Origin of the sequence: Kluyvera ascorbata ATCC 33433, from assembly GCF_000735365.1 — a bacterium.
GTDB lineage: Bacteria > Pseudomonadota > Gammaproteobacteria > Enterobacterales > Enterobacteriaceae > Kluyvera > Kluyvera ascorbata.
Window position 1 is genome coordinate 36272 of the sequence record NZ_JMPL01000016.1, and the last position, 21073, is coordinate 57344.

The 21073-nt window shown below is 54.2% G+C and carries 20 protein-coding genes and 1 tRNA gene; 15 read left to right on the forward strand and 6 right to left on the reverse strand.

The features are described from left to right. Positions 1 to 32: 32 nt before the first annotated feature. Entirely contained in the window at positions 33 to 1544 is a 1512-nt protein-coding gene (gene pepA, locus GKAS_RS06600; RefSeq protein WP_035892787.1) for a leucyl aminopeptidase, read from the reverse strand. Positions 1545 to 1811: 267 nt separating this feature from the next. On the opposite strand from pepA, the gene lptF reads away from it, so the two are divergent. Both lptF and lptG read left to right on the forward strand, forming a co-directional pair. Further along, entirely contained in the window at positions 1812 to 2912 is a 1101-nt protein-coding gene (gene lptF, locus GKAS_RS06605; protein WP_035892788.1) for an LPS export ABC transporter permease LptF, read from the forward strand. Then, positions 2912 to 3994 (forward strand): LPS export ABC transporter permease LptG, encoded by a 1083-nt coding sequence (lptG, locus tag GKAS_RS06610; RefSeq protein ID WP_035892789.1) that lies wholly within the window; start codon positions 2912 to 2914, stop codon positions 3992 to 3994. Before lptF ends, lptG begins: the two co-directional genes overlap by 1 nt. 172 nt (positions 3995 to 4166) lie before the next feature. On the opposite strand, the gene GKAS_RS06615 is transcribed toward lptG, so the two are convergent. Then, entirely contained in the window at positions 4167 to 5666 is a 1500-nt protein-coding gene (locus GKAS_RS06615) for a helicase HerA-like C-terminal domain-containing protein (RefSeq protein WP_035892791.1), read from the reverse strand. 134 nt (positions 5667 to 5800) lie between these two features. Here GKAS_RS06615 and GKAS_RS06620 point away from each other — a divergent pair, with 134 nt between their 5' ends. Further along, positions 5801 to 7438 (forward strand): dihydroxyacetone kinase subunit DhaK, encoded by a 1638-nt coding sequence (locus tag GKAS_RS06620; RefSeq protein ID WP_035892792.1) that lies wholly within the window; start codon positions 5801 to 5803, stop codon positions 7436 to 7438. Between the two features lie 43 nt (positions 7439 to 7481). Here GKAS_RS06620 and ahr read toward each other — a convergent pair whose 3' ends face one another. The 3 genes from ahr to GKAS_RS06635 form a co-directional block, all read right to left on the reverse strand. After that, positions 7482 to 8501 carry an NADPH-dependent aldehyde reductase Ahr gene (gene ahr / locus GKAS_RS06625; RefSeq protein WP_035892793.1) on the reverse strand — a complete coding sequence of 340 codons (1020 nt, stop codon included), beginning with the start codon at positions 8499 to 8501 and terminating at the stop codon, positions 7482 to 7484. Positions 8502 to 8575: 74 nt separating this feature from the next. Then, complete coding sequence (locus GKAS_RS06630) at positions 8576 to 9157, reverse strand: class I SAM-dependent methyltransferase (protein WP_035892794.1); 582 nt, start codon at positions 9155 to 9157, stop codon at positions 8576 to 8578. Beyond that, positions 9157 to 10170 carry an HNH endonuclease gene (locus tag GKAS_RS06635; protein WP_035892797.1) on the reverse strand — a complete coding sequence of 338 codons (1014 nt, stop codon included), beginning with the start codon at positions 10168 to 10170 and terminating at the stop codon, positions 9157 to 9159. The genes GKAS_RS06630 and GKAS_RS06635 overlap by 1 nt, the downstream gene beginning before the upstream one ends. 275 nt (positions 10171 to 10445) lie before the next feature. Between GKAS_RS06635 and GKAS_RS06640 the strand changes: the two genes are divergently transcribed. After that, positions 10446 to 10530, forward strand: a tRNA-Leu gene (locus GKAS_RS06640). A gap of 513 nt (positions 10531 to 11043) precedes the next feature. Here GKAS_RS06640 and GKAS_RS06645 read toward each other — a convergent pair. Continuing rightward, entirely contained in the window at positions 11044 to 11958 is a 915-nt protein-coding gene (locus GKAS_RS06645) for a hypothetical protein (protein WP_001598165.1), read from the reverse strand. Between the two features lie 1074 nt (positions 11959 to 13032). On the opposite strand from GKAS_RS06645, the gene GKAS_RS06650 reads away from it, so the two are divergent. From GKAS_RS06650 to GKAS_RS06695, 11 genes are all read left to right on the forward strand, one after another. Further along, positions 13033 to 13608, forward strand: coding sequence for a recombinase family protein (locus GKAS_RS06650; RefSeq protein ID WP_035892798.1), 576 nt, complete (start codon positions 13033 to 13035; stop codon positions 13606 to 13608). A 1264-nt stretch (positions 13609 to 14872) separates the two neighbouring features. After that, the gene (locus GKAS_RS06655) at positions 14873 to 16717 is read left to right on the forward strand and encodes a DEAD/DEAH box helicase (RefSeq protein ID WP_035892799.1); all 1845 of its coding nucleotides are present in this window, start codon (positions 14873 to 14875) and stop codon (positions 16715 to 16717) included. Between the two features lie 38 nt (positions 16718 to 16755). After that, positions 16756 to 17190: a hypothetical protein gene (locus GKAS_RS06660; protein ID WP_015387043.1), complete on the forward strand. Its 435-nt coding sequence runs from the start codon at positions 16756 to 16758 to the stop codon at positions 17188 to 17190. Then, positions 17187 to 17393: a hypothetical protein gene (locus GKAS_RS06665; protein ID WP_015387042.1), complete on the forward strand. Its 207-nt coding sequence runs from the start codon at positions 17187 to 17189 to the stop codon at positions 17391 to 17393. Before GKAS_RS06660 ends, GKAS_RS06665 begins: the two co-directional genes overlap by 4 nt. Further along, positions 17390 to 17566, forward strand: coding sequence for a hypothetical protein (locus tag GKAS_RS25080; protein WP_164472300.1), 177 nt, complete (start codon positions 17390 to 17392; stop codon positions 17564 to 17566). The genes GKAS_RS06665 and GKAS_RS25080 overlap by 4 nt, the downstream gene beginning before the upstream one ends. Then, positions 17563 to 18126: a hypothetical protein gene (locus GKAS_RS06670; protein WP_015387041.1), complete on the forward strand. Its 564-nt coding sequence runs from the start codon at positions 17563 to 17565 to the stop codon at positions 18124 to 18126. The genes GKAS_RS25080 and GKAS_RS06670 overlap by 4 nt, the downstream gene beginning before the upstream one ends. Continuing rightward, complete coding sequence (locus tag GKAS_RS06675; RefSeq protein WP_035892810.1) at positions 18126 to 18359, forward strand: hypothetical protein; 234 nt, start codon at positions 18126 to 18128, stop codon at positions 18357 to 18359. Before GKAS_RS06670 ends, GKAS_RS06675 begins: the two co-directional genes overlap by 1 nt. 12 nt (positions 18360 to 18371) lie before the next feature. After that, on the forward strand, positions 18372 to 18611 hold the full coding sequence (locus GKAS_RS06680) for a hypothetical protein (RefSeq protein ID WP_000047583.1): 240 nt from the start codon (positions 18372 to 18374) through the stop codon (positions 18609 to 18611). Positions 18612 to 18614: 3 nt separating this feature from the next. Then, positions 18615 to 19310, forward strand: coding sequence for a hypothetical protein (locus GKAS_RS06685; protein ID WP_015387040.1), 696 nt, complete (start codon positions 18615 to 18617; stop codon positions 19308 to 19310). Positions 19311 to 19449: 139 nt separating this feature from the next. Beyond that, a complete protein-coding gene (locus GKAS_RS06690) occupies positions 19450 to 19863 on the forward strand; it encodes a hypothetical protein (protein ID WP_035892801.1) in 414 nt (137 codons plus the stop codon). A gap of 198 nt (positions 19864 to 20061) precedes the next feature. Then, complete coding sequence (locus GKAS_RS06695; protein ID WP_035892802.1) at positions 20062 to 21057, forward strand: phage capsid protein; 996 nt, start codon at positions 20062 to 20064, stop codon at positions 21055 to 21057. The last annotated feature ends 16 nt before the right edge of the window (positions 21058 to 21073 follow it).

Below are 21073 nucleotides of genomic sequence, written 5' to 3' on the forward strand. Positions count from 1 at the left end.
TCAGGCCTACATGTCGCAGGCTCGATATCGTATTACTCTTCGCCGTTAAAACCCGCACGGTTCAGCAGGAACTGCGACAGCAGCGCCACCGGACGACCGGTGGCGCCTTTGGCCTTGCCGGAACGCCATGCGGTGCCGGCGATGTCCAGGTGCGCCCAGTTGTACTTACGGGTAAAGCGCGCCAGGAAGCAACCCGCGGTGATAGCACCGCCAGGACGGCCGCCGATATTCGCCATATCCGCGAAGTTAGACTCCAGCTGTTCCTGATACTCATCGCCCAGCGGCAGACGCCACGCGCGGTCACCTGCCTGCTCGGACGCGCCAATCAGCTCGTGCGCCAGCGGGTTATGGTTCGACATCAGCCCGGTGATGTGATGGCCCAGCGCAATCACGCAGGCACCGGTCAGCGTTGCCACGTCGATAACCGCTTCCGGCTCGAAGCGTTCAACGTAGGTCAGCACGTCGCACAGCACCAGACGGCCTTCGGCGTCGGTGTTCAGCACTTCAACGGTCTGGCCGGACATGGTGGTCAGCACGTCGCCCGGACGATACGCGCGTCCGCCAGGCATGTTTTCACAGCCCGCCAGCACGCCGATCACGTTGATTGGCAATTGCAGTTCCGCGACCATCCGCATCACGCCGTACACCGCCGCTGCGCCGCACATGTCGTACTTCATCTCGTCCATGCCTTCGGCAGGCTTGATGGAGATACCGCCGGAGTCGAAGGTCAGGCCTTTACCGACAAGCACAATAGGACGAACGTCTTCGGAAGCCACGCCTTTATACTCGATGACCGACATCAGGGATTCGTTCTGCGAACCGTTGCCGACCGCGAGATAGGAGTGCATACCCAGCTCTTTCATCTGCTGTTCGCCGATGACGCGGGTAATGACGTTTTTGCTGTAGCTGTCCGCAAGCTGACGCGCCTGAGAGGCCAGATAAGCCGCATTACAGATGTTTGGCGGCATGTTGCCGAGGTCTTTCGCCGCTTTGATACCGGCAGCAATCGCCAGACCGTGCTGGATAGCACGTTCGCCGCTGGTCAGTTCACGGCGGGTTGGCACGTTGAAGACCATTTTACGCAGCGGGCGACGCGGCTCGCTTTTGTTGGTTTTGAGCTGGTCGAAGCTGTACAGCGTCTCTTTTGCCGTCTCAACCGCCTGGCGTACTTTCCAGTAGTTATTGCGGCCTTTAACGTGCAGTTCGGTCAGGAAGCAGACGGCTTCCATTGAACCGGTATCATTCAGGGTATTGATGGTTTTCTGAATGACCTGCTTGTACTGGCGTTCGTCGAGCTCGCGCTCTTTGCCGCAGCCAATCAGCAGAATGCGTTCTGACAGCACGTTCGGTACGTGGTGCAGCAATAAGGTCTGCCCCGGTTTGCCTTCCAGTTCGCCGCGACGCAGCAGCGCACTGATATAGCCGTCGCTGATTTTATCGAGCTGTTCGGCGATGGGAGAAAGCCGGCGTGGTTCGAATACGCCCACGACGATACAGGCACTCCGCTGCTTCTCCGGGCTACCACTTTTTACACTGAACTCCATGCACTACGCTCCTGAATCTTAAAGACAACGGCGGTGGCTACGGATAGAATTGCAAGCTTACGTAACTCATTTCCGCTGTTGCGGTGACTTCGTGTTAATCTTAACGTTATTACGGTCCTGGCACGTCAGACGATGTCCTGAAACGTGAAACCGCTGAGTCATTTAATCTTAGCGATGTTTTCGACGACTCAAGAGAATAAATGACGTTTAAGCCATGAAACAAGCTATTTTCCTGCAATAAGACGGGTTTTTACGGGCGTATTTATAGTGATAATCATACGATATCTGGTGCGGGAGACGCTAAAAAGCCAGCTTGCCATTCTCTTCATCCTGCTTTTGATCTTTTTCTGTCAGAAACTGGTGAGGATCCTCGGCGCGGCGGTCGATGGTGATATCCCGACAAACCTCGTGCTTTCATTGCTCGGGCTCGGCGTGCCTGAAATGGCGCAGCTTATACTGCCGTTGAGCCTGTTCCTCGGTCTCCTGATGACGCTGGGTAAACTGTATACCGAAAGTGAAATCACGGTGATGCACGCCTGCGGCCTGAGTAAAGCGGTGCTGGTGAAAGCAGCAATGGTACTCGCCTTGTTCACCGGTATTGTCGCGGCCGTTAACGTCATGTGGGCTGGGCCGTGGTCGTCTCGCCATCAGGACGAAGTTCTGGCCGAGGCTAAAGCGAACCCCGGCATGGCGGCGCTGGCGCAGGGCCAGTTCCAGCAGTCTACCGACGGTAACGCCGTGTTATTCATTGAAGGCGTCAATGGCGCAAACTTCCATGACGTCTTCCTGGCGCAGCTTCGCCCGAAAGGTTCTGCGCGTCCTTCCGTGGTGGTGGCCGATACCGGCCAGCTCTCTCAGCGTAAAGACGGCTCTCAGGTGGTGACCTTAAATCAGGGAACGCGCTTTGAAGGGACCGCCATGCTGCGTGACTTCCGCATTACCGATTTCAAAAATTATCAGGCGATCGTTGGCCATCAAGCGGTGGCATCGGACCCGACTGATACCGAGCAGATGAATATGAGTACGCTGTGGAAGACGGATACCGACCGTGCCCGCGCGGAGCTGCACTGGCGCTTAACGCTGATACTGACGGTCTTTATCATGGCGCTGATGGTCGTGCCGCTCAGCGTAGTAAACCCACGTCAGGGCCGCGTACTCTCTATGCTGCCAGCCATGCTGCTGTATCTGGTGTTCTTCTTGCTGCAAACCTCGCTGAAGTCGAATGCGGGCAAAGGCAAAATCGACCCGGCGATATGGATGTGGACGGTCAACCTGGCGTATATCGCGCTGGCCGTGGTGCTAAACCTTTGGGATACCGTGCCGATGCGCCGTTTCCGCGCCCGTTTCATGCATAAAGGAGCGGTATAATGCAGCCATTTGGTGTACTTGACCGCTATATCGGCAAAACCATTTTCACCACCATCATGATGACGCTGTTCATGCTGGTATCTCTGTCTGGCATTATCAAGTTCGTTGACCAGTTGAAAAAGGCCGGGCAGGGGAGCTATGACGCGCTGGGCGCAGGTCTCTATACTCTGCTGAGTGCGCCAAAAGATGTACAGATCTTCTTCCCGATGGCGGCGTTGCTCGGCGCGCTGCTGGGGCTGGGGATGTTGGCTCAGCGTAGCGAACTGGTAGTGATGCAGGCTTCCGGCTTCACCCGTATGCAGGTGGCGCTGTCGGTGATGAAAACTGCCATCCCGCTGGTGCTGCTGACCATGGCGATGGGCGAGTGGGTAGCTCCGCAGGGTGAGCAGATGGCGCGTAACTACCGTGCTCAGCAGATGTACGGTGGCTCTTTGCTTTCTACACAGCAGGGCATGTGGGCGAAAGACGGCCACAGCTTCGTCTATATCGAACGTCTGAAGGGCACCGATGAACTCGGCGGTGTGAGTATTTATTCCTTCAATAATGAACGTCGTTTGCAGTCTGTACGCTACGCCGCGAGCGCGAAGTTTGATCCGGAGCTGAAGGAATGGCGTTTGTCACAGGTTGATGAATCCAATCTGACTGACCCAAAACAAATTACCGGTTCGCAGACCGTGAGCGGGACCTGGAAAACCACGCTGACGCCGGATAAGCTTGGCGTGGTGGCACTGGACCCGGATGCGCTGTCTATCAGCGGTCTGTATAACTACGTGAAGTATCTGAAGGCCAGCGGCCAGGACCCAGGCCGCTACCAGCTCAACATGTGGAGCAAAATCTTCCAGCCGCTGTCCGTGGCGGTGATGATGCTGATGGCGCTGTCGTTTATCTTTGGCCCGCTGCGCAGCGTACCGATGGGTATGCGTGTGGTGACGGGGATTAGCTTCGGCTTCGTATTCTACGTCCTCGACCAGATCTTCGGCCCGCTGACGCTGGTATACGGTATCCCGCCGATTATCGGGGCGCTGCTGCCAAGCGCCAGCTTCTTCCTGATAAGCCTCTGGCTAATGATGCGAAAAGCCTAACCACCCTTGTAGCCCGGCCGAGCGAATGCGACGCCGGGTTTTTTATGCCTGAAATTTGCTGTCTTCCCTTTGAATATCGGTGCTATCCCGTGGTCGCTGCGCTCGCACGGGCTATGAGTTGTAGGCAGGATAAGGCGTTTACGCCGCCATCCGGCAAACCGGCGATGACGAACTAACGTCGCCGCCCACCCAGCAGACTACCCAACATCCCACGCACAATCTGGTTCGTCACCTGACGCACGGCGCTTTTCGCCGCTGTTTGCACCAGACCATCGTGCTTGCCGCCGCGCGGCCCGGTGGTACCGAAGATAATATCTTTCAGCCCGCCAAGGATGCCGTCATCAGCGCTTTGCTGTCCTTTGGCTGGCGGCGCATCCGCCTGGCCCGCGCTGTTCTGCACCCCTTTTTGCAGCATCTCGAATGCCGACTCACGGTCGATTTCATCTTCATACTTGCCGTAGAGCGGTGAGTTATTAATAAGACCGTTACGCTCGTCGTCGGTCACTGGCCCCATGCGTGAACACGGTGCGATAACCATCGCTCGCTCAACGATGGACGGGCTGCCTTTGGCATCGAGGAACGAAATCAGCGCTTCGCCGGTGCCCAACTCCTGAATCGCCTGCTCGGTATTAAACGCCGGGTTGGCCCGCATGGTCTGCGCCGCCGTCTTCACCGCTTTCTGATCTTTCGGCGTAAAGGCACGCAGCGCGTGCTGCACGCGGTTACCCAACTGACCCAGCACCGCATCGGGAATATCCGACGGGTTCTGCGACACGAAGTAGACGCCCACACCTTTGGAGCGAATCAGGCGGATCACTTGCTCGATTTTATCCAGCAGCACCTGCGGCGCATCGCTAAACAGCAGGTGCGCTTCGTCGAAGAAGAACACCAGCTTTGGCTTTTCGAGGTCGCCCGCTTCCGGCAACTGCTCGTAAAGTTCGGAGAGCATCCACAGCAGGCTGGCTGCGTAGAGCTTCGGCATCTGATAGAGCTTCTCAGCGCTGAGGATATTGATGATGCCTTTACCGTTGCTGTCGGTACGCATCCAGTCTTTGATATCGAGCATCGGCTCACCGAAGAAATGCTCGGCACCTTGCTGTTCCAGCGTCAGCAGCCCGCGCTGGATGGCACCGACGGAAGCGGTGCTGATATTACCGTACTGGTTCTGGAAGGATTTAGCGTTATCGCCGATGTACTGGGTGATGGCCCGCAGGTCTTTGAAGTCTAGCAACAACAGTCCCTGATCGTCGGCGATGCGAAAGATAATATTCAGCACCCCGGACTGCACCTCGTTGAGGTTGAGCAGGCGGGCCAGCAGCAACGGGCCAAGGTCTGAGACCGTGGCGCGAACCGGGTGACCTTTCTCACCGAAGATATCCCACACCACCACTGGGTTAGCATGCGGCTCCCAGTCGGTCACTCCGATATTATTCAGGCGCGTCATCAGCTTTTCAGAGGCCTGACCTTCCTCTGCCACGCCGGTCAGGTCGCCTTTGACATCTGCCATAAAGACCGGCACGCCAATCTCCGAGAACGACTCGGCCATCTTTTGCAGGGTAACGGTTTTCCCGGTGCCGGTGGCGCCGGTAATCAGCCCGTGACGGTTGGCCATATTGGGCAGCAGTTCAAGCTGCTTGTCCTGGGTGCGTGCAATAAGCAAAGGTGCGCTCATGGGTAATCCTCCATTTATTCTGCGTCGAGTATAGGCAAAACAACGACATCTCGCGGCAGTAAATTGTCTGTTTTGCGGCGCTTTATCCAGTGCGGACTATGCTTTGCATACGGTTTTCTTTTTTTTGGAATGTTATGTTCAGATTCTTTTTTAACGAGCGTAAACACCTTGTGGATGATGCGCTTGAAGGCTTAGTGTTGTCCGCACCTCACGCGAACCTGGTGCGATTGGATATCGACCCGGCGATTCGTATCGTCGCCCGCAGCGACTGGGATAAAAGCCGGGTAGCGATTATCTCCGGCGGCGGCTCCGGCCATGAACCGGCTCACGCGGGCTTTGTTGGCAGGGGTATGCTCACTGCCGCGGTATGCGGCGATCTCTTTGCCTCACCGAGCGTCGATGCGGTGCTGAACGCCATCGTGGCGGTAACGGGCGATCGCGGCTGCCTGCTGATCGTCAAAAACTACACTGGCGACCGCCTCAACTTCGGCCTCGCCGCCGAGAAGGCCAAGCGCTACGGCCTGAAGGTTGAGATGGTGATTGTCGCCGACGACGTTGCGCTGCCGGATAACAAACAGCCGCGCGGCATTGCGGGCACGGCGCTGGTACATAAAGTGGCGGGCTACGCGGCTGAGCAGGGAAAATCGCTTAGCGAAGTGCACGAGATAGCTCAACAGGCCAGCCGCGGTGTGTTCAGCCTTGGACTGGCGATGGAGACCTGCAATCTGCCCGGGGGCGAGACCGAGGATCGCATCAAGCCCGGCCAGGTAGAGCTGGGGCTTGGCATTCACGGTGAGCCCGGTGCTTCGACGGTCAGCAGCCATAACAGCAAACAGCTGATCGGCACGCTGGTCGAGACCTTAAAAGCCTCTGTGGGTGATAACCGCGTGGCGGTGCTGATCAACAACCTGGGCGGCGTGTCGGAGCTTGAGATGGCGCTACTCGCCAAAGAGCTAGCGCATTCCGCGCTGCGCGAGCAGATAGCCTATCTGATTGGCCCGGCGACGTTGGTCAGTTCGCTCGATATGAAGGGCTTCTCGCTATCGCTAATCATCCTGAATCAGGCCATTGAAGAGGCGCTGCTGGCCGATGTAGAGACCAGCGGTTGGGTAAAAGCGGTGGCCTTTGCGCCGCTGAGAACCCTGACGCATGCCAAAGTGCACGACGCGCTGGAAGCGCAGCCGTCGGAGAACCCACAGGTGCATGCGCTGGTGGCACAGGCTACTCAGACGCTGCTGGGGTTAGAGAGCCGCCTGAACGCGCTGGATGCCAAAGTGGGCGACGGCGATACCGGCTCCACCTTTGCGCTAGGCGCGCAGGATATCGCCACGCTGCTCAAGCAGAATGCGCTGCCGCTGAACAACCCGGCGCAGCTTCTACAGCTGATTGGCGAACGTCTTGCAACCGTGATGGGCGGCTCAAGCGGCGTACTGATGTCGCTGTTCTTCACCGCTGCCGGGCAGGCGCTGGCGCAGGGCGAACCGCTGGCAAATGCGCTACTGGCCGGGTTAAAGCAGATGAAGTTCTACGGCGGTGCCGCACCCGGCGACCGTACGTTAATCGATGCTCTACAACCGGCGCTGGAAGCGCTGCGAGATAAGGGACTGCCAGAAGCGATTACGGCGGCGAAGCAGGGCGCTGACAGCACGGCGACGATGCAGAAAGCGAAAGCGGGGCGCGCGTCGTACGTGAACAGTGACAACCTGAACGGTGTGCCGGACCCAGGTGCCGTTGCCGTCGCGGAAGTCTTCGCGGCCTTCGCAAAAGCTTAACGACGAAGAGAAGAACCGGCGGCAGAACGCCGCCGGAGTGACATCAGAAATCAGCCTTCAGCACCACGCGGTAACGGGCTTTACCGTCACGCACGTGCTGGATGGCGTCGTTGATTTTCGACATCGGGAACAGCTCGGTGATGGGCGCGACTTTGCTGCGACCAGCAAACTTCATCAGCTTGCGCAGTTCGAACGGGTTACCCGTCGCCGAACCAGAGACGCTGCGGTCGCCGCCAATCAGGGTAAATGCCGGTACCGGCAGCGGCGTCAGCACCGCGCCGACGGTGTGGAAGTTGCCGCCCGAGGCCAGCGCTTCGAAGTACGGCTGCCAGTTCAGGTCGACGTTGACGGTGTTGATGATCAGATCAAACTGGCCCGCCAGCGCTTTGAGCGCTTCCGGCGAACGGCTATTAACCACGTGGTCCGCACCCATCGCCCGCACTTCCTGCTCTTTCGACGGATTAGAGCTGAACGCCGTCACCTCAGCGCCCATCGCGCGCAGCAGCTTAATGGCGATATGCCCCAGACCACCAATCCCAATCACCCCTACGCGGCTGGTGGCGGTAACGTGATGCATTAGCAGCGGTTTAAAGACGGTGATCCCACCGCACAGCATCGGGCCTGCGGTTTCGATATCAATGTTGTCCGGCAGCGGAATAACCCATTGCCAGTCGGCACGCAGCTTATCGGCAAAGCCGCCGTGGTTGAGGATGGTCGGTACCGAGCCTTCGGTACAGTTAATCTGGTTGCCATCGATACAGGCATCGCAGTGGCCGCAGCTTCGCGCCGTCCAGCCAATGCCCACGCGCTGACCAATCTTCAGCCCTTTACTCTGCGCTGCACTGCCCAGCGCCACCACGTGACCAATCACCTCGTGGCCAGCAATCAGCGGATATTGAGAGAACCCCCATTCGTTGTCGATCATCGATAGGTCCGAGTGGCAGATCCCGCAGTAATCTACCTTCACCTCAACGTCTTCCGGCAGCAGCTCCCCGGCATCGTATTCCCAGACTTCCAGTTCTGCCCCGGCATTTTTCGCGGCGTAGCTTTTTATTATGGACATCGTGTATCTCTCAGTGTGGTGTTGAACTGAGAGTGTAGAGCATGTGGGGACGGGGCGCTTGGCGGAAGGGGGGATTAAGAGCGCTTATGTAACAGTGCGTTTAACCACATCTCGCAGCGATCGGGACGCTTGTCTTCCGTTATCCAGTGACCGACAAGCGTGATGCCTGCAAGCTCTGTCAGCAGAGCATTCAACCCTTGCTCGTTAAGATCGGTAAAATGGCGGCCATCTTTGACCCGCTCGCCGTCGCCATATTTAAAGGATACGTACCAGATACCGCCAGGCTTAAGCGCCCGCGCCAGTTTTGCCATGGCATCCGGCAACTCGGTAGCGCTAACGTGCAGCAGCGAAGCACAGCACCAGATGCCGTCGTAACGATTAACGGCATTGACGTCGCTAAAGGTCATTTGCTTAACCGAGAGCCCGGTATGCTGGCTGGCAAGCTTTGCCATTTCAGCCGTCGCGTCAAAGGCTTCAACTTGATAGCCCTGCTGTAAAAACGCTTTGCTATCGCGCCCGGAGCCGCATCCGGCATCCAGTATCCGGCCACCTTTTGGAACGTGCTCCAGAAACGGTGTATAGAGCGAACACATATCAACGTTTACCGTCGAGTTAAAAAAATCGTCGGCGTGGTGTTGGTAATATTCAAGCGTCATCAGAAAGTATCCGTTCCCTGTGCGGCAGGTTCCCATTGGTGAAAAAGGACTTGTAGCGCATCGCTCCAGCTGGTGGCCAGGAATTTCTCGCGCAGTGCCGTAGCTGTTCCGGTTTGCCGAATCAACGTTTCGCGCAGCGGCAGGTGGCTATTGATAAAGTACTCGTTTCTATCGTGCAGGCGCTGAAGCAGCTTGCGGGACGGCAGACGCGCGAACTTGCCTTTCTCGCCCCGGTTGCACTCCTTACATGCCAGCACCAGATTCCAGACGCCATTCACGTTACGCACCTGCTCACGCGCCTTCCATGGGATAAAGTGGTCAACGTCAGCAAACTGTTCATCGTCCGGCTTCAGGCTGATGGGCGCATAGCAGTAGAAGCAGCGCCCCTTCTGGTAACCGTTGAGGCTATCGCGACAGCTCGAGATGGCCACGCGGCGATCGCTACTGCGGCTAAACAGCATCTGATCGTTATCGTCGTACTCCACGTTGATAAGCTGGCTGGAGATATTCATTGCCCAAGCTTGCTCGACCAAATTCCAGCGCGCATTGGTTTCAAAGCTGAGGTTTTGATACTGCAGGCACTCACCCAGGTGGTAAAAATTCTCCGTCAGGCGGATGCCTTTATGGGTTTTGCGCTCATCGATAAAAAAACGTTTCTCAATCTCGCCCTGATTCACATTGTGGAAGGCATCAATCACGTTGTTGAACCCCTGACGCACCGTAATGGCGGTTAACGCATCGCGGGTGATTTCTCCCGCGTTGAACTGCGAACAGGCGGTAATAAACTGGCTGCTGCGCGAGGTTATCTGCTTCGGCGCATGTTGCAGATGGCGACAGAGATGAGCGCTGAACGGCACCGCCAGATCGTCCAGCAAGATCAGATCGCTGCCTTCAGGTTTGAGATCGTACAGCGCATGCGCCAGCGCGAACTTATAGGACGCGACGTTTTTGCCGAAGAGAATAATCCCGCGCCAGTAGTTCTCCAGCGTAGGTTCAACCTGATAGAAGCGCATAGCGATGCCCTGAGCACAATGGCCGTTGTTACGAGATTCAGTAACGCGATCTCATATCAAACGAGGGCAAATGTAAACCGACCCGGTCACGTTGCATTTTTTTGCGAGGCGGATTCCGGGAAAAAGCGCTGACTGGGGGCGGAGTTAGCGGTGGTTAAGGGTTTTGAGGGGGAGGCGATGTTTTTTTAGACACTTAGTGGGAGAGTAGGTTACTGACGCTTGCATGGTGGCGCGTGACAGGTATAATCCACAACGTTTTCCGCATACCTTTCCGTGCCGGAGTGGCGAAATCGGTAGACGCAGTTGATTCAAAATCAACCGTAGAAATACGTGCCGGTTCGAGTCCGGCCTTCGGCACCAAGTCACTAAATTCCTTACAATACAGTTAGTTAGACGATTAAATCTGTCTCTTTTGCCTGTAAGAAATGCTCTGTTATGTCCCTTGAAAAAGCCGCTGTGGTTGATAGTGGTAATTGGGATGTTAACTCATAGCGGCGTGTAGTTCCAGGCGTCAAACACGTACTGACTCAACTTGAAAGCTATGACGTAGCCACCGTCTCTAAACAATCCCAAAAACTTTTAGTGAAGCGCATTTTAGCCCGATGCCCCCGTTCTGTCGCCGTCGCGAGACGCCGCAGGGGATAAACAGGTTTATGGTGGTCACGGTACTTGCAGACCATATGCAAGCTCTGCCAGCGGTTCGGCCTCGCTCCCCTTGGGTACATGGTCATCCTGATAAGCCTCACTAACTGACATAACTGTGATGTAGTCGCCAGAGGCTCCGCTTGTTGTCTTACCACCAACGGGGCTTTATGGATTCTATTGCGGTATGTTTGAAAGTGCGCGGGGGTTCATTCCCGCGCGTCCGGCGCTTTATGGTAAGTATTTAAGTATTTCTGCTGCCCAGTTTACACGGTGGATGACACGGGCATGGTGCAAGTTTCCGTCTAGTATTTCGGCTTTAGTTAGCTGGGATAACTGCTGCCAATTATTGTTAAGTATATAAGTTGCGTTATTACATTGTGAGCTTTCTAGCACGTAAATGTTTTGGCCTGTGAACCCAAATATCACGTAGCCTTGGAACCCAGCTTGCCCAACCGCTACGAAATCTGGTTTTTTACTATTGATAAGTTCAAGTCTGCCTTCAACAACAGCGGTATTGCCCTTTCCCCTGATCTTAATAGCTGAAAGGATTTTTGAACCGATATTACTCCAAGGCTGTTGACCCTGAGGCAGGAGGCTCCAGTTTAGTTTTATAGATTTACTTTTAACGATGGTATTAAGTTGGTCGTCAACAGTTTCGCACAACCCAAAAAGCTCTAAAAAAAGATTAATGCAGTGAGCCACTAACTCTTTGTTGTTAGCTGTCAAACTTAGCTTTGGAGAGATGATCAACTTCTCCCCTTGCAGATTCTCTACAATCTTTAACTCTATGCTTGGTGGAGGGGTGAGGATTCTCTTGTAGCGCTTATACTCAATTTCACGAGTGTCAGTAACTTCTTGAGTTGCGCCCCCTCCGATCCATTGCTTTCTAGTCCATGAAATTTGTCTGTATGCAGTTTCTTTAGGTGCTGTTTTGTCAGGCACTGATTTGCCATTAGCATTGAATCTGGTTATTGGCCCTAAAATTTTGGGGAGGACTTCTTCACCTAAAGCTCTTTGACTTGAGAAACCAATAGAGTCCGTTTTCCCCGCATCTGGCAAAGAATGTGCAATGTAGATATCACGGCCATCAAAGTTAGGTATGTAATTATCAATATTTCGAATACGCTTTTTCTGAATAAGCATGGATCGTTCCTTTTGATTTTATCTTACTGTTTACATAACCAACCAAGCCGGGCACAATCGAGCCGTTAGAAACGATAGTGAGGCTAACAATCGTTATGAGTTTGCAGACTCATGGCGGTCATGCTTCATAGACCGGATTCACGCAGGTGACTCCGGTTTTTTTTTATGCCCATCATTTATACATGGGCACAACATATAGGGTGTGTTAATAAGATTACCCCCTACATGTTCAGCATTCTAGTTAGGATTCTTTGCAGTACAAGGGTTGATTTTGAGGTTAAATTGAGGTTGTCAAAGGGAAATTTCGACCAACCCTACGTGCCGTAAGGCTTAGGCTGTATGTCAATGTTTCAGAAAAAAAATGAAAATTTGATCGAGTGCTGATTTCTTTAGCACGAGAACATGAGATCGAACCAAAATATTGCAAAGTTTTGAACAAAAATTGAACTGCCTCGTGTCTCCATAGCCAAGACGAATGCAGTTTAAATAAGCTAAGTCAGCTCTCAAAAGTCCTTTATGACCCGAACCAAAAATTGTACCTCTCAAACCCCCACCGCAAGCGGCTCTCCGGGGTTTGTGCGCATGGAGTAATGCGGTTGTACTGGGTATGTGCGCACAACCTTCTACAAGCCGCATTCTACCGTTAGCCTATAGCTGAATCCCCGGCTTGAAAAATTGCACGCTTATGGTTGCCCCTCCCTCAACGATTAAGGCTTCAACCGCCCCCGTGCGCCTCTCCCAGCCGAAGGCTGGGCGGGCTGTATATCGATTTGCCTTCTTCTGTGGCGTTTATGACCCTGTTTCGCGTTCTGACCGTGAGGCTGTGGGTTAGGGTTAATCTTCTCTTTAAACGCTAAATCACTCCTGAATCTCCACTGCTAAAGCACTTTGCGTTGATGCTTGGCGCTTCTCTTGGCTGTCGTTATTGTTTTGGCTTCGGTGTCATCAATCGTTCGATTCTTGCTACCTGTCTGAGTGATTACTATCTGGTGTCATCAATTTAGGGTTTGACTAAATGCCACCACCAATGCAATGATGCTACCGTTTTGTGATACCAGACGGGAGAGGTGAAGCATGAGGACTTTTATCTACTGCCGCGTTTCAACACGCGAGCAGGATACGCAGAATCAGGTGCTGGCTATTGAGCGTGCCGGGTACAAGGTGCCTGAAAGCCGGGTAATCAGCGAGGACATTTCCGGTAGTGTTCAGGCTATGCAGCGCCCTAAGTTTCGGGCGATGGTTGAGCACAAGCTGGAAGCGGGAGATCAGCTTGTCGTGCTGAAACTGGACAGGCTGGGGCGTGACAACATCGACGTACAGCAGACCATCGACATGCTGTTAGAACGTGGCGTGAAGGTGGTGTCTCTTGACCTGCCAGCGCACGACCTGACTTCATCCGAAGGCACGTTAATCAGACACATGTTCGGAGCCTTTGCGGAGTTCGAGCGGAACCGTATCCGTGAGAGGACACTGGACGGGCTGGAGAAGGCGAAAGCCAATGGCGTTAAGCTGGGTCGCAAGGAAGCCACCGACACCACTCAAAAGGTGCAGGAGTTGCGGAGTGAGGGACTGTCTCAATCGAAGGTAGCGAAGCGTCTCGGCGTTAGCGTGAGCACCGTTAAACGCCACTGGAACAAGGGCGAGGGGTGATGACCTACAAGCGAACAAGGTGCTACGACTGGCCGTTACTGGGCTGTGGGTGATGGATGGCCTACAGCTTTCGTATTAATTTCAGAGCGTTATGTTATGCGCGATGTCGTAATGCTATGATTTATAATGTATTTTCGTATTACTTGCGGCTCTCGATGTGAAGAGGTGGCGGGGCTTTAGCCGTGCCAGACGATGAACATCGAGATCAGATTGTGAATGTGATTCATCACTGAACAATTCGAGGGATGGGGCAGGGGAAGGGATCAAAGGCTGCGTTGTCCAATCACTAAGCTAGATTTGAAGCTGGTCAACACGTTAGTAGTATCTTTAAAGTTTCATTTAAAATGCATGTACAAAAAAGGGTTCTTCCCTTACATCCCTTCTCCTAAATGTAGTTACGAGTGCTTCGCTCTCTTCACGTGCTGCGCTTCTCGCTATGCTCCAGCCCGCTCCATCGCCTTTGGCTCATTCCCGGTCTTCGCCCGCTGCTGATGCTCGGCCACTCTACGCAACCGTGCTTGCCGTGGCAGGCAACGCGGCGGGGATGTGTAGTGGAACGGTACTCTTTATCGGTATGATTAATGTAATCAACCACATACTGTTATCGGTAGGTATTCTTCAAAACATCTTCATTCATTTCTGTATCGTTCAATCATCTTTCTTGTTCGTTTCCTTTCAGGTCTTAGCCGTTGGTCATCGGTCTTACTGCCTGCTGTGCTACTGCCAGCTATGGCACGCCGTCACGGTCTACTGTCTGTTACCTGTCCTACTGCCTTCACTGTCTGCCGTCTGTCAGTCCTACGGTCTGCCATCCGTCATCCGTTCGGCGCTCGCTTGTTTCGGCTGCGCCGCGCTCGCTCTGCGTATCTAGCGATACTTATCACTATAGACACTTTCATAATTATCTATTGATATCAGTAACTTATATTTTTAATTTTAAAGGCTACTAATAAGGAGATATAGAGCATTACTTGCACGTTTTAAACCTACTTAAAACTGCTCTGTTAAATGCGCCCAGCCCATACGCAATAAGGCTTTGCAGGGTGTTGAACGAAAAATGATCAAATTAAAGTGTCTAATAAGGAGAAAGAACAGCTCCCGAATTGCGACAAACTCTCCGATTTTGAGAGCATCTATTAAGGCAGATAGAACCCCCGACGCAACCACTGCCACGAAAACCTCTATAAGGGCAGAGAGTCTGCCGCACCTGTACCACCGCCCCAACCTGAGCTAATACCTACCCCTATTTTCTGGAGATTTCACCATGCCAACGAATCTACGCCGCCTGCTTGAGCAGGCTGCTGACGCCGAGCTGCTCAATACTGCAAACGCAGATGTGCAGCAAATGATCGCTGACGGGATTGTTATTCGACGTTCCAAGATATGCCCCGTAAAGCGTAAACCCGTTAAGGCGGCATACAACACAAAGACCGAAGAGTTTTATTACAATGCTGATGGCTCCGCTATGACCCTGCGGGAGTGGCGAGCGCTGCACGGTGTTCAACCGAAGAAGCAAAAACAGCGCTCTGACACGGGGTTGCGGCAAGTCATCCAGCCCGGTGACGCAATTCATTGCCGATGCGCTGAGCTGGAGCTGTGGTTAAACAAGAAGCCTGCTCGTTATGCTGACCCGCTGCCGCCAGATTTTCCCGGTGTTCGCGTAGATGATGCCGCATTGAAACCGCGCGAGCACGCCGTTCCGGCATCGACAACCGGGCAGAATGCTTTTCTCAAAGCCTGCCGCGAGTTCCTGATTTGTGATGAGAAGACTATACACCGCATCAACAGGGGCATGAATAAACTGGAAGCGATGCGCAATTCAGATTTCAAACGCTACGGGGACTCAGCGGAGTTTCGTCAATTGTGGTGTGGAGAGTCGAAACCTACCGAGGATAAATTTAACAGTACAAATCATCATTGTGACCCAAACGGCTTGGCAGTGCCGCCGTCTGTGCCGTCACTGAATACAGCCTCTTATGAGTTCCGCCCGCTGGTTCGCTGTGACCGAAACGCACGCGTTAGCCTGTTGCCACCCGATGGGCTGGAGTGGAGGCCGGGGCAGTTGTCTGTTGCTGATGCGATCTTCTCCCGTGGTAGTGATGTGCTGGCCGTTCTGCCTACGGGTTATGGCAAGACCGCCGCCTTCGCTTATCCATTGATTTATGAGTCCCGCGCTGGCGTTGGCCTGTCTGTAATCGTGGTTCCCACTAATACCCTAAAGCGCCAGATTCTCCGCCAGTTGCGGGATGCTGGCGTTCACGCTGTGGCATTCGGTGACAAGTTGCCGAGGCACCGCAACGCTCAACAACTCGCGGGGCTGGCTGCCGGGGCGTTCCGTGTTGCTGTCGTTTCACCTGAGCATCTTGTTCCGTCGAGTCAGGTCTTTGCGGCGCTGATGGCTTACGGCGTTGATCGTTTTATTATCGATGAGGCACACACGGTCAAAGACTGGGATTTCCGCCCAGCTTACGACGCAATGCAGCACACACTACAGAATGCTTTTCCCTCGGCTCAGCGCTGCGTATTTACGGCTACGCTGCTACGCGAAAATGAGCGCAGTTTAATGGCGTCGCTTGGCTGCCGTAGTGATTACGTAACATTCCGTGCTGATGTTGCTCGCGAAAATATCCAGTTGACGACAGTCAGACAGTGCCGCGAACGCTTCCGAGCGGCTATTGGTCTGGTCGAGGCTCTGCCGAAAGAAGAGAAGACGCTTATTCTCGTCAACGACCTTAAAACGTTGCGGGCGTACCTGAAACTCTTAGGCGACCGGGCGCGGCCATATCATTCGAAGACGATGTATCTGAGTAACGAGGAACGCCACGCAAACGCCGAGTGGTTTGCCACTACGCCGGGCGCGATTCTGATTGCTACTAAAGCCTTCGGGCTGGGGGCTGATGTGCCAGACATTCGCAACGTCATCGTTACCTATATTCCTGATGACCTGCCTGACCTCATTCAGATGATTGGACGAGCCGGGCGCGATGGTCAACCTGCCCGCGCGTTTCTGCTGTGGTCATCGCTGGCGCTGGATGCTGCGCCTGATGAGCTTGCTTACTTCTACCGCCCTGAAAACTGCAACTGGCAGTACATCGCTAAATACCTCTGAGTCGAAAGGCTCCCCCTCATTCTCTGGAGTTAATCCATATGCCTGTTACCGAACATGCGCAGCGTCGTGCTGCGCGTGCGGATGCGCTCGTCACCGCACAACTTGCCTTCGCCCTGAACGGCTATTCCTTTGATGGATTGGCTGAGCGCCACCGCCAGACCCTTAACCGTGAGGCTTTGTTACGTCAAGCAAGTACGCCTCTACAGCGGTATTGCCTGCTCAATAACTGTGAGCCTTGGGAATGTCTGGCCGCTGTGCTGAATAGATTCCGACGCCGGGAGGATGGCGCTCGTCTTTGGCCGACCTATCGCATGGCTCGTGAGGTCTTTAATGGGACTGTTCACCCTGCCGACAAGACGCGCGACGAGATATTTCAATCCGTGCAGCGTCGCCTGTTTTTACCAAAGCCAGTACATGCCGAGGTCATTCAACACCTGCGTGCAATGGGACTAACTGGAGACAACCACCAATGACGAAATCTGAATTTGAAAATGAAACGTGGCGAATGAAAGGCTTGCTTCTTGGGGCGCTGATTCGCCGCCTTGAGGAAGACAAGGCTGGTGAGTCGCGCATGGCCGCAGCGGAGTTATCCAGTGCGGTCAACTTCCTTAAGGCCAATGCCGTAGAAGCGCCGGACACGTCATTTAACCGTGTATTTGAGGATGACGAGCAATGACACCCGCAGAGTTTAGAGCATGGTTTGCCACCCTGCCGCCGAATTATCAGAGCGCCGCACGCACCATGTACGACAACGCCCGCAAGTCGGGCACACATACCGCATCAAGCCTTGCGCTGATCCACACGTTGGTTACTGACCAGATTAAATTTGATTCGGAGTTTAATTTATGACTTTGAGTATTACCGATATCCAGCGCATTAACGCGCTGGCTCATAAGCACCTAAAGAACAATGAAGAGATTGCAGCGGAGACAGGTCATACCCTGACCGATATTGATGCTGTAATCCGTGGCGTCTATGTCGATGACTTGGCCGAAAATTGGAAAGACGATGCTGATATCACTCTGGCGGAGTACAACGCCATCCGCAGCCGCTATAAGCCCGGCAAGCTGCACCGCGATACAGAGTTTATGATTGCCCGCGATATGCTGATTCGCCCTGAGACTGTGCTGGCTATCGCCCATTCCCGCTTTAGCAACGTCCACACGCACCCAGTGCCGAAAGCCGTCAAAGCAAAGCCGGAGAAAGCGAAAGTAGTGCGCAAGTTGGTGCCTACTGATTTAGATGAAATCCACAAGTTAGAGCGCTTCGGTTGGCCTGCTGCGGAGATCGCCGGGAAGCTGGGCGTCCCTGTTGAAGTCGTCGCGCATGTGCAACGCTGTCTGAGAAATCGTTGGTCGTACCCGGATACTCTGGAGTCTGTTAACTCCAAATTCAGCGAGGCTGAATGATGGCAGAGAACGAACCGCTGCACCCCGCCGTTAACCCTGATCTCTATGTGAACCTTGACGAACAGCGTGAAGGATACGCTCCGATTGAATCACGGGGTTGGGATGTGCTGACGCAGAACCTGACCGGGAAAGGTCGAACTGACCCCAGCCAAACACTTAACCAGAATCCGAAACAATGTCCGCGCGGCTCCGTTGGTGAGCGCCGTTGGCTTCTTAAACGTGGATTACTTTAACGAGGAATTACCATGAGCAAAACTATTGTATTGCTGCCGCCACGCAAGAATACAGACTGGGCTGCACAATTAAAGCTGATTTCTGAATCGCTTGAGGTGAGTCAGGCAGACCTCGCCCGTGCATATCAGGTTGACCGTCAGGATATGGGGAAAGCGTATCACGGTGTACGCAAACTGCCGGAGCGTTGTGTGCCTGTTCATATGCTTTTGTTAGCGCAGGTACACGACTTTAGAGCATTATCAGGAGAATAATTTATGTCTGACCAGAATGTTAATCCGTACCTTTCCGGTGCTGATGCTGCGCCGCAGCAATCGCCATACATGGCTGCACCTGTTGGCGCTGACAATGGCGCATCCCGCTTTAGCTCTGCGCCTGCTGATGCTGATTTCCTCCGTACCCAGCCCGTTAACGGCAATGATGGCGGCCAATGGAATAGTAGCAATATTGCGAATCAGCAAGATCAGAACGCGGACAGCGCCGGGGCGCAGGTGGGCGATACTATCCCCCTGATGGACGGAAGCGCTGTAGAGTTGACTCCTGAACTTCATGGGCTGATGGGGCAGTTTCACCAGTCTGTCGAAAGCCAGTTAGGGCAGGGAACAGTTGACGCCATGTTGCAGTTCGCTGGTACGCTCGACGCCGGGACGCAATCTACCCTTGAACGGATGGTTATGTCTGGCGACCCTGCACAGATGCAGCGGGCGGTTCAGTATCTGCAAGAGCGTATGGCCGCTGGCTCTGCCACTGGTTATGTCCCGTCGCAGGGGAACACATATGGTCAGCCCGCAGCGCAACCTGTCGGTATGTCTCATGCCGAGTTTATCGCAGCGTATGACCAGCTTTCGCAGTGGGCGCAGCAATCAGGGTATGGCCCCGGCCATCGCCAGTACGACGAACAATACCGTGCTCTCGTTGCGCAGCGCTCCGCTGGCAAACGTGCTGGCCGCTAACGCCCAACGGTGGAATGCGCCCTGCAAGACTGAGTGCGCACCAACCCGGTACTACCACACCAATCTATGCGCATGAGTCCCCGCAAGCAGCATTCTGCGCGGCATCTGAAAGCCTATTTTTAATTAACCGAGGTTCGTAATGAGCACCTGTAATTTCCATGCCGTGGAGCGTGTCGCTGACGTGCGCCCGGATTTCGCCTTGCCGCTGGGTAGATGCGACCACATTTACCCTGAGCGTGTGCAGCACGTTTTCAATCCAGACGAAGCGGTTTATATCGTTGCACGGTCTGCCACATCCGGCACTCGCACATCTGGCGTTAGCCGTGGGCTTTCCCTTGTGCTGCCGCCGAAGATGGCCGAGCGGATGCGCGAACGTGAACGGCACGAGAAGAATCGAGCCAGACCCCGCAAGGTGATCACTGAGGCGATACGCGCTGACATTATCGATCGCTCTGCAAAAGGCCAGAAGAATCGTTACATCGCAAGCAAGGTTGGCGTGTCTGAAACCTCTGTGCGGAAGGTGTTGAACATGGCGCGTATGAGTGCGCACTAATGCAAGGTAATACGTTCGCCTTACTTCACGCGCACTAACCCCTGAGAACCGCGCCAGCTCTGGCCTCACAACGCCCATTTCGGGGCACCTCATCCCTTTAATCGATACCGTTCTGAATCCTGCCTCGGCGGGAGGATTCCGCACGTCTGCGCCATGACGATGGTGCGGTCTTCATCAACCTACGTAGGAGTTTTGTTTATGGCTGATACTTCGTACAGTCCCGATCTGTTTCGCCCACATTATGGCGGGGTGGAATCCGACAATGATATTCACATCGAGGCTTATGACCGGGATGTCCAGACCCGTTTAGAGTCCAAATCCGTATTTCTGGCCGAGGGGCTGTCTACTTACAGGCCGCTGAAAGCCAGCAACCAATACCGCATTGATCGCCTGAGTGGTGATCTTGAGGTGAAGGGCAGAACCGCTGGGCAATCGCTGGAGCCTACCGCCGTTAAGTCGGACAAGCTGATTATCTCTGTGGATACGCTGAGCTATATCCGCATCCCGATTGACTATCAGGATGACTGGACAGCACCCACCTTTCGCGCAGAGCTGAGCCGCAATATCGGTACTGCTCACGCTAAATTCTACGACGAAGCGCACACCATCCAGCTAATCAAAGCGACTGACTTTGTACCGCCGCCGACACTGCAACCAACGTTTAACCCGCTTACGGATAATGTTGTCTCGCTCGACCTGACCACGGGGAGCGAAGAGGATGCAGCTAACGAACTGGTTCACGTTATCAAAGCTGCTGTTAATCGATTCCTGACTGAGAAAGATATTCCGGTGGCGGAGCTGGTACTGCTTATCGACCCGGCTTGGTTCAGCATCCTGATGGAACATAAGAAGCTGATGAACGTGCGCTATAGCCGGGATGGCGGCAACGATTACGCATGGCGTCGTGTTGGCTATGTCGCTGGAGTGCGAGTTATCGAGCTGAATAGTTACCCGCAGGAAGCCATTACCGGGCATGAACTGGGCGCTGATTATGACGTTACCGCAGAGGAAGCGCTGACGAGGGCGACGCTGTTTAAACCTTCCTCGGTACTGTTGACGGTCGAAGCGCAGAGCGTCATCAATCGCCAGTGGGATGATGAACGCGAAATGACGATGGTGATGGACTCATATCGCCTGTTCAACGTTGGGCTGCGTCGTCCTGACTGCGTTATCAATTTCCGACAAGCTGCATAACTGGAGGGGCTGAGTC

Coding starts and splice junctions, on each gene's coding strand:
- pepA (WP_035892787.1), bottom strand. CDS start 1,544: ATGGAGTTCAGTGTAAAAAGTGGTAGCCCGGAGAAGCAGCGGAGTGCC.
- lptG (WP_035892789.1), top strand. CDS start 2,912: ATGCAGCCATTTGGTGTACTTGACCGCTATATCGGCAAAACCATTTTC.
- GKAS_RS06615 (WP_035892791.1), bottom strand. CDS start 5,666: ATGAGCGCACCTTTGCTTATTGCACGCACCCAGGACAAGCAGCTTGAA.
- GKAS_RS06620 (WP_035892792.1), top strand. CDS start 5,801: ATGTTCAGATTCTTTTTTAACGAGCGTAAACACCTTGTGGATGATGCG.
- ahr (WP_035892793.1), bottom strand. CDS start 8,501: ATGTCCATAATAAAAAGCTACGCCGCGAAAAATGCCGGGGCAGAACTG.
- GKAS_RS06630 (WP_035892794.1), bottom strand. CDS start 9,157: ATGACGCTTGAATATTACCAACACCACGCCGACGATTTTTTTAACTCG.
- GKAS_RS06635 (WP_035892797.1), bottom strand. CDS start 10,170: ATGCGCTTCTATCAGGTTGAACCTACGCTGGAGAACTACTGGCGCGGG.
- GKAS_RS06645 (WP_001598165.1), bottom strand. CDS start 11,958: ATGCTTATTCAGAAAAAGCGTATTCGAAATATTGATAATTACATACCT.
- GKAS_RS06650 (WP_035892798.1), top strand. CDS start 13,033: ATGAGGACTTTTATCTACTGCCGCGTTTCAACACGCGAGCAGGATACG.
- GKAS_RS06655 (WP_035892799.1), top strand. CDS start 14,873: ATGCCAACGAATCTACGCCGCCTGCTTGAGCAGGCTGCTGACGCCGAG.
- GKAS_RS06660 (WP_015387043.1), top strand. CDS start 16,756: ATGCCTGTTACCGAACATGCGCAGCGTCGTGCTGCGCGTGCGGATGCG.
- GKAS_RS06665 (WP_015387042.1), top strand. CDS start 17,187: ATGACGAAATCTGAATTTGAAAATGAAACGTGGCGAATGAAAGGCTTG.
- GKAS_RS25080 (WP_164472300.1), top strand. CDS start 17,390: ATGACACCCGCAGAGTTTAGAGCATGGTTTGCCACCCTGCCGCCGAAT.
- GKAS_RS06670 (WP_015387041.1), top strand. CDS start 17,563: ATGACTTTGAGTATTACCGATATCCAGCGCATTAACGCGCTGGCTCAT.
- GKAS_RS06675 (WP_035892810.1), top strand. CDS start 18,126: ATGGCAGAGAACGAACCGCTGCACCCCGCCGTTAACCCTGATCTCTAT.
- GKAS_RS06680 (WP_000047583.1), top strand. CDS start 18,372: ATGAGCAAAACTATTGTATTGCTGCCGCCACGCAAGAATACAGACTGG.
- GKAS_RS06685 (WP_015387040.1), top strand. CDS start 18,615: ATGTCTGACCAGAATGTTAATCCGTACCTTTCCGGTGCTGATGCTGCG.
- GKAS_RS06690 (WP_035892801.1), top strand. CDS start 19,450: ATGAGCACCTGTAATTTCCATGCCGTGGAGCGTGTCGCTGACGTGCGC.
- GKAS_RS06695 (WP_035892802.1), top strand. CDS start 20,062: ATGGCTGATACTTCGTACAGTCCCGATCTGTTTCGCCCACATTATGGC.